Origin of the sequence: Janibacter limosus NBRC 16128, assembly GCF_001570985.1 — a bacterium.
Lineage (GTDB): Bacteria > Actinomycetota > Actinomycetes > Actinomycetales > Dermatophilaceae > Janibacter > Janibacter limosus.
Map to the genome: position 1 here is coordinate 15,517 of NZ_BCSS01000045.1, position 14,096 is coordinate 29,612.

At 70.7% G+C, this 14,096-nt stretch carries 12 protein-coding genes; 11 read left to right on the forward strand and 1 reads right to left on the reverse strand.

Annotated features, from left to right (window positions below; genetic code table 11):
• The first annotated feature begins 2 nt into the window (after positions 1-2).
• Positions 3-551, forward strand: coding sequence for a cell division protein FtsL (gene ftsL / locus JLI01S_RS14170; protein WP_068265760.1), 549 nt, complete (start codon positions 3-5; stop codon positions 549-551).
• A 96-nt stretch (positions 552-647) separates the two neighbouring features.
• On the opposite strand, the gene JLI01S_RS17045 is transcribed toward ftsL, so the two are convergent.
• Complete coding sequence (locus tag JLI01S_RS17045; RefSeq protein WP_157074973.1) at positions 648-914, reverse strand: hypothetical protein; 267 nt, start codon at positions 912-914, stop codon at positions 648-650.
• Here JLI01S_RS17045 and JLI01S_RS14175 point away from each other — a divergent pair.
• The 10 genes from JLI01S_RS14175 to ftsZ form a co-directional block, all read left to right on the forward strand.
• Positions 886-2,679 carry a peptidoglycan D,D-transpeptidase FtsI family protein gene (locus tag JLI01S_RS14175; RefSeq protein WP_068265762.1) on the forward strand — a complete coding sequence of 598 codons (1,794 nt, stop codon included), beginning with the start codon at positions 886-888 and terminating at the stop codon, positions 2,677-2,679. The genes JLI01S_RS17045 and JLI01S_RS14175 overlap by 29 nt on opposite strands.
• 11 nt (positions 2,680-2,690) lie before the next feature.
• Positions 2,691-4,232 carry a UDP-N-acetylmuramoyl-L-alanyl-D-glutamate--2,6-diaminopimelate ligase gene (locus JLI01S_RS14180; protein WP_068265764.1) on the forward strand — a complete coding sequence of 514 codons (1,542 nt, stop codon included), beginning with the start codon at positions 2,691-2,693 and terminating at the stop codon, positions 4,230-4,232.
• Positions 4,229-5,632, forward strand: coding sequence for a UDP-N-acetylmuramoyl-tripeptide--D-alanyl-D-alanine ligase (locus tag JLI01S_RS14185; protein ID WP_068265766.1), 1,404 nt, complete (start codon positions 4,229-4,231; stop codon positions 5,630-5,632). Before JLI01S_RS14180 ends, JLI01S_RS14185 begins: the two co-directional genes overlap by 4 nt.
• Positions 5,629-6,711: a phospho-N-acetylmuramoyl-pentapeptide-transferase gene (gene mraY, locus JLI01S_RS14190; RefSeq protein WP_068265767.1), complete on the forward strand. Its 1,083-nt coding sequence runs from the start codon at positions 5,629-5,631 to the stop codon at positions 6,709-6,711. Before JLI01S_RS14185 ends, mraY begins: the two co-directional genes overlap by 4 nt.
• Positions 6,690-8,207, forward strand: a complete 1,518-nt coding sequence (gene murD / locus JLI01S_RS14195; protein WP_068265770.1) for a UDP-N-acetylmuramoyl-L-alanine--D-glutamate ligase — start codon at positions 6,690-6,692, stop codon at positions 8,205-8,207. The genes mraY and murD overlap by 22 nt, the downstream gene beginning before the upstream one ends.
• Positions 8,208-8,209: 2 nt before the next feature.
• Complete coding sequence (gene ftsW / locus JLI01S_RS14200) at positions 8,210-9,484, forward strand: putative lipid II flippase FtsW (RefSeq protein WP_084349457.1); 1,275 nt, start codon at positions 8,210-8,212, stop codon at positions 9,482-9,484.
• On the forward strand, positions 9,481-10,593 hold the full coding sequence (gene murG / locus JLI01S_RS14205) for an undecaprenyldiphospho-muramoylpentapeptide beta-N-acetylglucosaminyltransferase (RefSeq protein WP_068265773.1): 1,113 nt from the start codon (positions 9,481-9,483) through the stop codon (positions 10,591-10,593). The genes ftsW and murG overlap by 4 nt, the downstream gene beginning before the upstream one ends.
• The gene (murC, locus tag JLI01S_RS14210; protein ID WP_439645579.1) at positions 10,586-12,046 is read left to right on the forward strand and encodes a UDP-N-acetylmuramate--L-alanine ligase; all 1,461 of its coding nucleotides are present in this window, start codon (positions 10,586-10,588) and stop codon (positions 12,044-12,046) included. The genes murG and murC overlap by 8 nt, the downstream gene beginning before the upstream one ends.
• The gene (locus JLI01S_RS14215) at positions 11,997-12,800 is read left to right on the forward strand and encodes a cell division protein FtsQ/DivIB (protein ID WP_084349458.1); all 804 of its coding nucleotides are present in this window, start codon (positions 11,997-11,999) and stop codon (positions 12,798-12,800) included. The genes murC and JLI01S_RS14215 overlap by 50 nt, the downstream gene beginning before the upstream one ends.
• A 147-nt stretch (positions 12,801-12,947) precedes the next feature.
• A partial coding sequence (gene ftsZ, locus JLI01S_RS14220; RefSeq protein ID WP_068265777.1) for a cell division protein FtsZ occupies positions 12,948-14,096 on the forward strand: 1,149 nt, incomplete at its 3' end.

Genomic DNA, 14,096 nt, shown 5'->3' on the forward strand with positions numbered 1-14,096 from the left:
CGATGAGCCAGTCCACCGTCGCCACCACCGTCGCCCGCCGCGCACCCGCCAGCCGGGAGCGCACCTCACTCCAGGTCGTGACCCCGGCTGACCGCGCGGGTTCCGTGTGGTTCCCGGTGCTGTGCGTGGCCCTGCTCCTCGTGGGCCTCGCCGCCGTCCTCGGGTTCAACACCTTGATGGCACAGGACTCCTTCAAGGTCTCCGCGCTCGAGGCGCGCTCGGCGAGCCTCAGCGACACCGAGGACTCGCTGGCCCACCAGATCAACGACACGGCCTCCCCGCAGCGACTGGCGGTGCGCGCCGACGACCTCGGCATGGTGCCCGCGCAGAGCGCCGCCTTCATCGACGTGGACCAGGACAAGGTCCTCGGCGTGGCGGAGGTGGCGAAGACGCCGGACGGATTTAACGTGGGAGCAGCCGCGACGAGCACCGCGGACGAGTCGAGCACGACCTCCGGGGACAAGACCGAGAGCAGCTCCAAGGACAAGGACACGTCCAAGGACAAGGACAAGGACAAGAAGAAGAGCTCGACGTCCTCCACCAAGGACTGACCACCACCGATCACCACCAGGCCGCCGACGAGGAGAGGGACGCACGTTGACGCAGCGCCGACCTGACCGTCCGCGGGGCACCGGACGTCCCGCCGGTCAGCAGCGACCGGTGTCGAAGGCGACGTCGAAGAAGGCTGCGCCCAAGAAGGCTGTGCCCAAGAAGGCGACCGCCAAGAAGTCGACGGCCCAGAAGCCGGCGAAGAAGATCGCCGCTCGGCCCACCTCCCGGCCGCGTGCCACAAAGACCTCCACGCCCCGCCGTTCCCCGGCGCCGCGTCGGCCGGCCAGCACGCGTCCCGCCGCCCCCGCGGCCGTCGGCAATCCTCGGGCCCGCATGCGCGGTCTGATGGTCGTCTCGCTCATCGTCCTCAGTCTCTTCGCCGCCCAGCTGCTGCGGATCCAGGGCTTCGACTCGGAGGCGGTGGCCGCGGACGCCCTGCGCCAGCGCACCCAGACCGAGGCGATCCCGGCGCACCGCGGGACGATCTACGACGCCAACGACACCGTGCTCGCGCAGAGCCAGGAGCGGCGCACGGTCGTCGTCGACCAGACCGCGGTCACCGAGTACAAGAAGAAGGTCGACGGCAAGCGCACCACGGTCGGTGTCGACGGCGCCGCCAAGGACCTCGCGCAGATCCTCGGCGAGTCCGCGAGCACGCTGGAGCCCCAGCTCACGGGCACGCAGCGCTACCGCGTCCTGGCCAAGAACATCTCGCCGCTCACCTGGCGTCGGATCAGTGCCCTCGGCATCCCCGGCATCTACTCCGAGCGCAGCTCACAACGCACCTACCCGCAGTCGACGACGGTCGCCTCCCTGGTCGGCTTCGTCCAGCCCCAGGACCAGACCGCCGGTGGCGGCCTGGAGCTGCAGCTCGACGACGTCCTCAAGGGCACGCCCGGTCAGGCGACCTACGAGATCGCCCAGGACGGCTCGCGGCTGCCCAATGCCTCCGACGACGTCAGCTCGGCGACCTCCGGGCGGGATGTGCGCCTGACGATCGACAACGACGTGCAGTGGTACGCCCAGAATGCCCTCGCCGAGCAGGTCAAGCAGACCGAGGCCCTCTCCGGCACCATCGTCGTCCAGCGCGTCGACACCGCCGAGCTCGTCGCCCTGGCGTCCTACCCGACCTTCGACCCCAACAACTTGGGCGACGGCGACGGCGTCTACTCCAACCTGGCCTTCAGCGATGTCTTCGAGCCCGGATCGACGTCCAAGATCATGACGGTCGCCGCGGGGCTCGAGGAGGGCAACATCACGCCGAACACCCCGATGATCCTTCCGGGGTCGCTACGGCGCGGCAACGAGACGCTCAAGGACTCCCACCCCCACCCCGACGAGTACCGCACGGTCTCGGGCGCCTTGGCCGAGTCGAGCAACACGGGCGCGATCCTCATCGGCGAGACGATGAAGCCCAAGACCCTCGAGAGCTATCTGCGGAAGTTCGGACTGGGCAGCAAGAGCACGACCGGCTTCCCGGGGGAGTCCGCGGGTCTGCTGCCCCCGGCCGACACGTGGAACGGCTCGCAGCGCGCGACCATCACCTACGGCCAGGGCGTCTCGACGACCGCCATCCAGGTAACCAATGTCTTCCAGGCGATCGCCAACGACGGGGTGCGGATCAGTCCGACCTTCGTCAAGGAGGTGGGCGACGGCAAGGGCGGCTGGGACCCCGCGCCCGCCGGCAAGCGCACCCAGGCGGTGTCGAAGAAGACGGCCAACCAGGTCTCGCACATGCTCGAGGGCGTGGTCTCCAAGGAGGGCACGGCCCCGCAGGCCAAGATCGACGGCTACCGCGTCGCGGGCAAGACGGGCACGGCCGATCGATACGACCCCAAGGCGGGCGGGTACTCCGGCAAGACCGCGAGCTTCATCGGCTTCGCCCCGGCCGACGACCCGCAGCTCGTCGTCTCCGTCATCCTGCAGCGCCCGGTCAAGGGCTACTACGGCGGCACGGTCGCGGCTCCCGTCTTCAAGGACGTCATGACCTACGCCCTGCAGAAGGAAAAGGTCCCGCCGACGCCGCAGGACGCCAAGGCACCCAAGGTCAAGACCAAGCTCCCTCAGCGACCCGACGAGGACACCCCCGGACTGCTCATGGAGCGCAGCTCCACGGGTGCCGGGTAAGGTCTCGGCCCGTGTCATTTCCTCGCCCCGAGCGGGCCCACCCGCTGACTCTGCGCACCGTCACCGAGACCATCGGAGATGGCGCTCGGCTGACCCACGGCGATCCCGAGGTCGTGGTCACGGGCGTCTCCCTCGACACCGCCACCGTGCGCCCCGGGGACCTGTGGGCGGCCCTGCCGGGGGCTCGCGCGCACGGCGCCGACTTCGTCGACAAGGCGGTGGCCGCTGGTGCGGTCGCCGTGCTGACCAATGCCGACGGGGTCTCCCGGCTCCAGGCGTTGGGGGTCGAGCTGCCCGTCATCGAGTGCGAGACCCCGCGCGAGGTCCTCGGTCGGGTGGCCGCCGCCCTCTACGACAGCGGCGATCAGCGTCCGACGATGTTTGGCATCACCGGGACCAACGGCAAGACGACGACGGCCTACCTCATGGTCTCGGCCCTCGAGGCCCTGGGCCACACCACGGGGCTCATCGGGACGATCGAGACGCGCATCGGTGAGGAGCGGATTCGCTCGGTGCGCACGACCCCGGAGATGACCGACCTGCACGCGCTGCTGGCCACCATGGGGGAGCGGGGCATCGACGACTGCGTCATGGAGGTCTCCAGCCACGCGCTCAGCCTCCATCGGGTCGACGAGGTCTTCTACGATGTGGCCCTCTTCGCCAACCTCAGCCAGGACCACCTCGACTTCCACGGCACGATGGAGAGCTACTACCTTGCCAAGGCCAGCCTCTTCACGCCCGAGCGCTCCCGTCGTGCCGTCGTGTGCGTCGACGACGAGTGGGGCCAGCGGTTGGCCCAGGAGGCCACGGTGCCGGTCACGACGGTCACCTCGCGGCTGGACGTCGAGGCCGACTGGATCATCGGGGGAGACCCCCGCGAGGCCCAGCTGAGCCTGACGGGTGCCGACCACGTGCTCCACCTCGAGTCGGCGCTCCCGGGCGACTTCAACCGGGTCAACACCGCGATGGCCGCCGTCGCGCTCATCGAGTCCGGGATCCCGGTCGACCGGATCGCCGAGGCGGTCCTGACCCGCCCGTACGTCCCCGGCCGGATGGAGATCGTGCACCCGAGCGACCCGGACCGCGAGGACCTGCCCCGGGCGATCGTCGACTTCGCGCACACCCCGGATGCCGTGGGCGCCGCACTGGCCGCGTTGCGCCCGCAGACCAACGGCGTGCTCGTCGTCGTCCTCGGCGCCGGAGGCAGTCGTGACACCGGCAAGCGTCCCGGCATGGGAGCCTCCGCCGCCGCGCACGCAGATGTCGTCATCGTGACCGATGACAACCCCCGCGACGAGGACCCCGCCGAGATCCGGGCAGCCGTCGCCGAAGGCGTGTGGCCCCGCTCCCGCGCCCGGCTCGAGGTGGTCGAGGGACGCGTGAGCGCCATCGAGCGGGCCGTCGAGATCGCGCACGAGTCCGGCCCCGGCGCCACCGTGGCCGTCCTCGGCAAGGGGCACGAGCAAGGACAAGAGGTCCGCGGCGAGATCCGCGACCACGACGACCGGGCGGTCCTGCAGGCCGCCCTCGACCGCCGGAGCGTCAGCGGATGATCCCCATGGACCTGGGCGCCCTTGCCGACATCACCGGCGGGCGCCTCCACGGATGCAGCGCGCCGGAAGCCGCGGCGATCCTCCTCGACGGGCCGGTCGTCACCGACTCGCGCGAGGCAGGACCCGGCAGCCTCTACATCGCCCGCGTCGGTGAGAGTGCCGACGGGCACGACTTCGCCTCCGGCGCTGCTGAGCGGGGCGCCGTCGCCGCCCTCACCACCCGGGAGGTCGACGACCTGCCGTGCGTCGTCGTCGATGACGAGCAGGCCGGTTTCGTCGCCCTCGCCCGCCACCTCGTCGACTCCAGCCCCGACCTGGGCGTCATCGGCATCACCGGGTCATCCGGCAAGACGAGCACCAAGGACCTGCTCGGGTCCGTCCTGGACGCCGACGGCGAGACGGTCGCCCCGGTCGGGTCGTACAACTCCGAGGTCGGCGTCCCCCTCACCGTCTGCCGGATCACGCCCACGACCCGCCACCTCGTCGTCGAGATGGGAGCTCGTGGCATCGGCCACATCGACTACCTCGCCCGCATCGCACCGCCGCGCATCGGCATCGTGCTCAACGTCGGCCATGCCCACGTCGGTGAGTTCGGCTCCGTCGAGGCGATCGCGCAGGCGAAGGGAGAGCTGCCCGCCTCCCTTCCCGCTGACGGTGTCGCCGTGCTCAACGCCGACGACCCGCTGGTCGCGGCGATGGCCGAGCGGACGTCTGCCACGGTCGTGCTCGTCGGTGAGTCCGAGGCCGCGCACGTGCGGGCCGTCGACGTGCAGCTCGACGAGCACGGCGCGCCCTCCTTCACCGTCCACACCCCCTTCGGCAGCGCCCGCGTGCAGCTGACCCTCGTCGGCCGCCACCACGTGGGCAACGCACTGGCCGTCATCGCCGCCGCCCACGCGGCCGGGATGACGCTCGAGCAGATCGTCCCCGCCCTGGCCGCCGCGCGACCCGTCAGCCGCTGGCGGATGGAGGTCACCCGTCGAGAGGACGACGTCGTCGTCGTCAATGACGCCTACAACGCCAACCCGGACTCCATGTCGGCCGCCCTGCGCAGCGTCGCGGGCATGACGACGACCGGACGGCGGTGGGCCGTCCTCGGCACCATGCTCGAGCTGGGGGAGTCCTCTGCCGAGCTGCACGCAGCCGTCGGGCGCGAGGCCGCGCTGCTCGGTTTCGACGAGATCCTCGTCGTCGGCGAGTCGGCCGCACCGATCGCGACCGGTGCAGAGGAGACTGGTGCCCGGGACGTGACCATCCGGGTCGTCCCTGATGCCGACGCCGCAGAGGCGGTCCTGGCAGCCGAGCTCGCCACGCCGGACATCGTCGTGTTCAAGTCGAGTCGTGATGCCGGACTACGGTGGCTCGGAGATCGCATCGTCGACAGGGAGGCCCGCCCGTGAAGGCAGTCGTCATCGCGTCCGTCGTCTCTCTCGTCGTGGCGCTGCTCGGGACACCGATGTTCATCAAGTACCTCGTCAAGCAGGGGTACGGACAGTTCATCCGTGACGATGGACCCACCTCGCACCACACCAAGCGGGGCACGCCCACCATGGGTGGCGCCGTCATCATCCTCGCCACGGTGCTGGCCTACACCCTCGCGCACCTCGTGCTGTGGCAACCCCCGACCGTGAGCGGTCTGCTCGTCCTCTTCCTCATGGTGGGCATGGGGGCGGTCGGATTCGCCGACGACTTCATCAAGATCAGTCGCCAGCGCAGCCTGGGCCTGAAGTCGGGACAAAAGCTCATGGGGCAGGCCGCGGTGGGCATCGTCTTCGCCCTGCTGGCCCTCCAGTTCCCCAACGACGCCCTGCGTCGCCCGGCGTCGACACACATCTCCTTCGTGCGGGACACGGCGATCGACCTGGCCTTCGCCGGACCGGTCATCGGGATGATCCTCTTCATCCTCTGGGCCAATCTGATGATCGCCGGGACGTCCAACGGGGTGAACCTCACGGATGGTCTCGACGGACTGGCCACCGGCTCATCGGTCATGGTCTTCGCCGCCTACGTCGTCATCTCGATCTGGCAGTTCAACCAGAACTGCCAGACCAACCCGGGGATCAACTGCTACGACGTGCGGGACCCACTCGATCTCGCGGTCGTCGCGGCCGCGGGCACCGGCGCCTGCTTCGGCTTCCTCTGGTGGAATGCCTCGCCGGCCAAGATCTTCATGGGTGACACCGGGTCGCTCGCGCTCGGTGGTGCCCTCGCCGGGCTCGCGATCCTCTCGCGCACCGAGCTGCTCATCGTCATCCTCGGCGGTCTCTTCGTCACCATCACCGCCTCCGTCATCATCCAGGTGGCCTCCTTCAAGTCCACCGGCAAGCGGGTCTTCCGCATGGCGCCCCTCCAGCACCACTTCGAGCTGCTGGGGTGGCAGGAGGTCACGATCGTCATCCGCTTCTGGATCATCGCGGGCCTCTTCGTCGGGGCCGGTCTGGCCCTCTTCTACGGCGAATGGGTCGTGGGGGCGCCGTGAGCGGTGCCCACCCACGGGATGCACGGCTGGCGGGCCTGACCAGTAGCGAAGCCGACTGGAGCGGTCTGCGGGTCGTCGTCACCGGTCTCGGCGTCAGCGGCTTCGCCGCAGCCGATGCCCTGCTCCAGTACGGGGCCCGCGTGCGCGTCGTCGACGCCAAGACGCCCGAGGACGGGACGCAGATGGCCCAGCGTGCCCAGATCCTCGACGTTCTCGACGCCGAGCTGCACCTGGGCGACGGCGCCGAGCGCACCCTGCCGGTGCCCGCCGACGAGATCGACCTCGTCGTCACCTCGCCGGGATGGCCTCCGCACCAACCCCTCCTGGCGGCCGCTGCCCACGCCGGCATCCCCATCTGGGGCGATGTCGAGCTGGCCTGGCGGCTGCGCCCGAGCACCGGTGCCGCCCCCTGGCTCCTCGTCACGGGGACCAACGGCAAGACGACGACCGTGCAGATGCTCGCCTCGATGCTGCGTGCCGCGGGACTGCGCGCCGACAGCGGGGGCAATGTCGGGACCCCGGTGCTCGACCTCGTCCAGCACCCCGAGCCCTACGACGTCATCGCCGTGGAGCTCAGCAGCTTCCAGCTGCACTGGAGCCACTCCCTTCGCCCGCAGGCAGCGGTCTGCCTCAACATCGCGCCCGACCACATTGACTGGCATGGCTCCCTCGAGGAGTACACCGCGGCCAAGGGCAAGGTCTACGCCAACACCGAGATCGCTTGCGTCTACAACGAGCAGGACCTGGCCACCCGACGCCTCGTCGAGGAGGCCGATGTCGTGGAGGGCTGCCGGGCCGTCGGTTTCACCCTCGGTTCTCCCGGCCCCTCGATGCTCGGGCTGGTCGAGGACGTGCTGGCCGACCGGGCCTTCGTCGAGGACCGGGCCACGCACGCTGCCGAGCTCGGCAGTCTCGCCGACCTGCAAGGCGATGCCCCGAGCGTCGCGCCGCACCTCGTCGCCAATGCCCTCGCGGCAGCGGCCCTGGCCCGCGCCCACGGCGTGCCGCCGGTCGCCGTGCGCGACGGACTGCGTGCCTGGCGGCCCGAGCCGCACCGGATCGCCCACGTCGCGACCGCGGGAGGGGTGCACTGGGTCGATGACTCCAAGGCCACCAACCCGCACGCCGCACAGGCCAGCCTGACCTCCTACGAGCACGTCGTGTGGGTTGCCGGGGGCCTGCTCAAAGGCGCCGACGTCGACGAGCTCGTCGCGGCCGCTGCGGGACGACTGCGTGCCGTCGTGCTCATCGGCCGTGACCGGGAGCAGATCGCTGCCGCGCTCGCACGACACGCGCCCGACATCCCCGTGATCGACATCGCGGCGGCCGACACTGGGGCGATGGATCTCGTCGTCCGCCACGCGGGGGAGCTCGCGAGGCCGGGTGACGTGGTGTTGCTCGCCCCGGCGGCGGCATCCATGGACATGTTCGACAACTACGGGGCCCGCGGGGATGCTTTCGCCGCCGCGGTGGATCGGTACCTGCAGGAGGGGTGAGTGTGAGCAGCAGCGCAGCGACCAGGCGTCGCACCGGCACGCCGCCCGCACGCACCCGCATCGAGCAGTGGACGGCGCGCTTCGAGTCGCCGATGACCACCTACTACCTCCTGCTCGGCGTCGTCGGACTGCTCGTCAGCATTGGCCTGGTCATGGTTCTGTCGGCCTCGATGATCGTCTCCCTGCGGGAGAACGACTCGTCCTTCACCATCTTCCTCAAGCAGTTCGTCTTCGCCCTCGCCGGCGGGATCGCCCTGTGGTGGGCCTCGCGCCGCAGCGTGCTCTTCTGGAAACGGTTCGCCCTGCCCGCCGTCGCCGCCTCCTTCGTCCTGCTCGGGCTGGTGCTCACCCCCTTGGGCTTCGGCTTCCAGGGCAACCGCAACTGGATCGGTGTCGGGTCGCTGTCGATCCAGCCGAGTGAGATGGCCAAGATCGGGCTGGTCCTCGGCGGTGCGCTGGTCCTCGAGCGCAAGCGGGAGCTCCTCGGCTCCATCAAGCACGCGCTCATCCCCTTCGTCCTCCCGGGGGCGCTGGCAGTCGTCGGTCTGGTGATGCTCGGCCACGACCTCGGCACCGCGATGGTGATCCTGGCGATCGTCATCGGCATGCTCTTCGCCGCCGGGGTCCAGCTGCGGTGGTTCGTGATCGGCGGTGGCGTGCTGGCGGTGCTGGGCTTCCTCGCCGCCAGCATCGGCAACAACCGCATGGAGCGCATCCAGGTCTGGCTCGACCCCGCGCAGTGCGCACCGGGCACCGAGTCCTTCTACGGCATCTGCCGCCAGTCCATCCACGGGCGGTACGCCCTCGCCGACGGCGGCTGGCTCGGCGTCGGCCTCGGTGCCAGCCGGGAGAAGTGGGGCTGGCTCTCCGAGCCCTACAACGACTTCATCTTCGCGATCATCGGCGAGGAGCTGGGCCTGCTCGGCACGCTCGCCATCCTCGGGCTCTTCGGCGCCTTTGCGCTGGCCGGTCTGCGACTCGTGACCCGTACCGACGACTTCTTCGTCCGCATCGCCACCGCCGGCATCTGCACCTGGGTGCTCGTGCAGGCGATCATCAACATCGGCGCCGTCATCGGGATGCTCCCGGTCATCGGCGTCCCGCTGCCCTTCGTCTCCTCGGGCGGGTCCTCGCTCGTCACCTCGATGCTCGCGATCGGCGTCCTGCTGAGCTTCGCTCGTGCCGAGCCGGGCTGCTCTGAGATGATCGCGGCGAAGCCCTCCCGGGCGCGCGCCCTGCTCGCCCGGTTTCCCAGCAGGAGGACATCCACGCGATGACGCTCACCCGCCCCTCACGCATCCTGCTGGCGGGTGGTGGCACCGCGGGTCACGTCTCCCCGCTGCTCGCCCTCGCCGACTGCCTGCGCCGCCGTGACCCCGCGGTCGAGATCCTCGCCCTCGGGACCAACGAAGGGCTGGAGTCGCGGCTCGTCCCCGAACGCGGGTACGACTTCGCCACCATCCCCAAGGTGCCGCTGCCGCGCCGCCCCTCCGGCGACCTCGTGCGCCTCCCGGTCAACCTGCGTCGAGCCGTGGCCGCCGCCGGACGGGCCATCGAGCAGGTCGATGCCCAGGTGGTCATCGGCTTCGGCGGTTATGTCTCCACCCCCGCCTACCTCGCGGCCCGCAAGGCAGGCGTCCCGATCGTCATCCACGAGCAAAATGCCCGGGCCGGCATCGCCAACAAGGTGGGGGCGCGCTTCAGCGACCACATCGGCGTGACCTTCCCCGGGACCAAGCTCGCGGGCGGCCGGGTCATCGGCATGCCCCTGCGCCCCGAGATCGTCGCCCTGGACCGGGCCGCCGAGCGGGCGGGGGCCCGCGCTGGCCTTGGGCTGCGCGAGGACCTGCCCGTCCTGCTGGTGACCGGAGGCTCGCTCGGCGCCAAGCGGCTCAACGACGCCTTCGCCGGGAGTGTCGCCATCCTGCGTGACGCCGGCGTGCAGGTGCTGCATGCGACCGGTGTCGGCAAGGACTTCGTCGCGACGGGCGGCGACGAGTCCGTGCCCTACGTCGTCCTGCCCTACATCGACCGGATGGATCTGGCCTATGCAGCGGCTGACGCCGTCGTGTGTCGCGCCGGGGCCAACACCGTGTGCGAGCTGACCGCTGTGGGCCTGCCGGGCGTCTACGTCCCCCTGCCCATCGGCAATGGCGAGCAGCGCCTCAACGCGGCCGGCGTCGTCGAGGCCGGGGGAGGGCTCCTCGTCGAGGATGCCGAAGTCGACCCGAGCTGGGTCGCGCGCGAGATCGTGCCCCTGCTGCAGGACCGGTCGCGTCTGGAGGGCATGTCGATCGCCGCGGCATCGGTCGGTCACCGCGATGCGGACGAGACCCTCGCTGACATGGTCACGCAGGCCTGGCAGGCCGGGGGCAGCCGTGGGTGAGACGCCACTGGCTCCCGGGTCGGCTCTGCCTCCGGTCCCGCGCAACCCGCGCTTCGACGTGCTCGCCCCGCGGGTGCCGCTCGCCGACCTGGGCGTCGTCCATGTGCTCGCCGCCGGCGGCGCTGGCATGTCGGCGATCGTGCGCCTGCTCCTGGACGCCGGCGTCGACGTGCGGGGCAGCGATGCCCACGACTCACCACTGCTGGCCCGACTGCGCGAGCGTGGCGCGACCATCTGGGTCGGCCACGACGCCGAGCACCTCGCAGGCGCCGACACGGTCGTCGTCTCCTCCGCGATCCGTGAGGACAACCCCGAGCTCGCCGCTGCGCGCCGACTCGGTCTGCGCGTGCTCCACCGCAGCCAGGCCTTGGCGTCGGCGATGGGGGAGCAGGCCCGCGTCGCGGTCGCCGGGGCCAACGGCAAGACGACGACCAGCTCGATGCTGACCGTCGCGCTCCTCGACGCGGGGGAGCAGCCCTCCTTCGCCCTCGGCGGGGAGCTCTCGACCCAAGGGGTCAACGCTGCCCTCGACACCGGGGCCGCCTTCGTCGCGGAGGCCGACGAGTCGGACGGCTCATTCCTGGCCTACCGGCCCGATGTCGCCGTCGTGACCAATGTGCAGCCCGACCACCTCGACTTCTACGGCGACTTCGAGACCGTCGAGGCGGCCTACCTCGAGTTCGCCGGGACGATCGTCGAGGGCGGGCTGCTCGTGGCCTGCGCCGACGACGCCGGGTCCGAGCGTCTGGCCGCGCGAGCCTCCGCGGCGGGACTGCGCGTGCTCAGGTACGGGTTCGCCGAGGGTGCCGACGTGCGGCTCGTCGACCCCGTCCTCGACGGCACCAGCGCCCGCACCGCCCTCGTCGACGGCGAGGCGCGCCGCGAGCTGTCGATCACCGTCCCCGGCCGGCACAACCTGCTCAACGCCGCGGCTGCCTATGCCGCGGCCGCCCACGGCCTCGGCGTGGAGCCGCAGTCCGTCCTCGACGGGCTGGCCGCCTACGGGGGGACCCGCCGTCGCTTCGAGACCAAGGGTGTCGTCGGCGGCGTCACGGTCGTCGACGACTATGCCCACAACCCGGGCAAGGTCGAGGCCGTGGTGCGCACGGCCAAGGAGATCGCCGGCGAGCACCGTCTCATCGTCATCTTCCAACCCCACCTTTACTCACGGACCCGGGACTTCGCGGCAGGCTTTGCCTCGGGCCTCGCCCCGGCTGACGAGGTACTGCTGCTCGATGTCTACGGCGCCCGCGAGGACCCGATCGACGGAGTGAGCTCGCAGCTCATCGCGACACCGCTCACGGCGGCCGGGCGCTCTGCCCGGGTGGTCGACACCGAGACCGCACTGGCGAGCGTGGCGCGCCTGGCGCAGCCGGGGGACCTCGTCCTGACCGTGGGCGCCGGTGACATCACGCACCTGGGCCCGCAGCTGCTCGAGGTCCTCGGGCGATGAGGGCGCGCAGGTGAGCCGGGGGAGTGGCACCCGGGAGGCGACCGAGGAGCGATTCGCCGAGCGGGCGGCACAGGCGCGTGCCCAGCGTGTGCGTCGGTGGCTCGTCGGGCTCCTCACCGTGGTCGTGCTGCTCGGGCTCGCCTGGGTCGTCGGCTTTTCGTCTGCCCTGGACACCCGCACGGTGGCGGTCACCGGAGCCGACCCCGCGGATGCCGAGCAGGTCGAGCGGATCGCGGCGCAGGAGATCGGCACCCCGCTCGTGCGGGTGGACGGCGACGACGTGGCGCGCCGGATCACCGAGGAGGTGCCCGGCGCGGCCCATGTCTCCGTCGACGCCGGCTGGCCACACACCCTCAACGTCAAGGTAACATCCAGGGTTCCGGCGTTGGCGGTGCGTCACGACGGTGATGGCTACCGCCTCCTCGACCTCGAGGGGGTCGTCATCCGCACGGTCTCGTCCGCACCCAAGGGCGTGCCTGCCGTGTCGGCTGACGGCAAGGCCGAGGTCTCCGGTCACGGGGTCCGTGCCGCCCTGGGGATGCTGGCCGCGATGCCCCCGGACCTGCGCTCGAAGGTCGCCGATGTCTCGGTCGACGAGGCCGACCAGATCAGCTTCCGGCTCGGCGGGAGCACCGTGGTCTGGGGCGACGGCAGCTCCCCGGACGTCAAGGTCGAGGTGATCCGGATACTTCTGGACAAGAAGCCCGAGGTCATCGACGTCTCCGCCCCCGACACGCCGGTGACAAGAGGGTAGTGTGGCGACACGCGGGGCCAGCGTTTGCCCAAGCGGCCCGGGCCGCATAACGTCACCCGCACACCGAGCGTGACCAAACTGTAACCCTGAAGTTCACCTTGAGCTTCTGGATCAGGGCAGCACCGAGCACCAGCAACAGGAGTCCCCGTGGCATCAGCCCAGAACTATCTGGCCGTAATCAAGGTCGTCGGCATCGGCGGCGGTGGCGTCAACGCCGTCAACCGGATGATCGAGGTCGGCCTCAAGGGCGTCGAGTTCATCGCGATCAACACCGATGCCCAGGCGCTCCTGATGTCTGACGCAGACGTCAAGCTCGACGTCGGTCGTGAGCTGACCCGAGGCCTCGGTGCCGGCGCCGACCCGGAGGTCGGCAAGAAGGCCGCTGAGGACCACGCGGAGGAGATCGAGGAGGTCCTCAAGGGGGCCGACATGGTCTTCGTGACCGCGGGTGAGGGCGGTGGCACCGGTACGGGTGGTGCGCCCGTCGTGGCCAAGATCGCCAAGAGCCTCGGTGCGCTCACCATCGGTGTCGTCACCCGCCCCTTCACCTTCGAGGGTCGCCGCCGCGCCAACCAGGCCGAGACCGGCATCGGGTCGCTGCGCGACGAGGTCGACACCCTCATCGTCATCCCCAACGACCGGCTGCTCTCGATCAGCGACCGCGCGGTCAGCATGCTCGACGCCTTCCGCAGCGCCGACCAGGTCCTGCTCTCCGGTGTCCAGGGCATCACCGACCTCATCACCACGCCGGGTCTGATCAACCTCGACTTCGCCGACGTCAAGTCGGTCATGCAAGGTGCCGGATCGGCACTCATGGGCATCGGCTCGGCGCGCGGTGAGGACCGCGCCGTCCAGGCGGCCGAGCTGGCGATCTCCTCGCCGCTGCTCGAGGCCAGCGTCGACGGTGCGCACGGTGTGCTCCTGTCGATCCAGGGTGGCAGCGACCTGGGTCTCTTCGAGATCAACGAAGCGGCGCGCCTCGTGCAGGAGGCCGCGCACCCCGAGGCCAACATCATCTTCGGTGCCGTCATCGACGACGCCCTCGGCGACGAGGTGCGGGTGACGGTCATCGCAGCCGGCTTCGACGGTGGAGAGCCGACCCAGCGCCCCGACGACCGTGCCCTCGGGCAGGTCCAGTCCGGTGGCCAGGGCCGCCAGGCGCCGGCGCAGCAGGCGCCGACCCAGCAGGCACCCGTCCAGCAGGCTCCGCAGCAGGCAGCGCCGGCGCGACAGGCTGCCCCGGCCCAGCAGGCAGCACCGGCTCGACAGGCTCCGGCGCAGCAGCAGCCGGCGCAG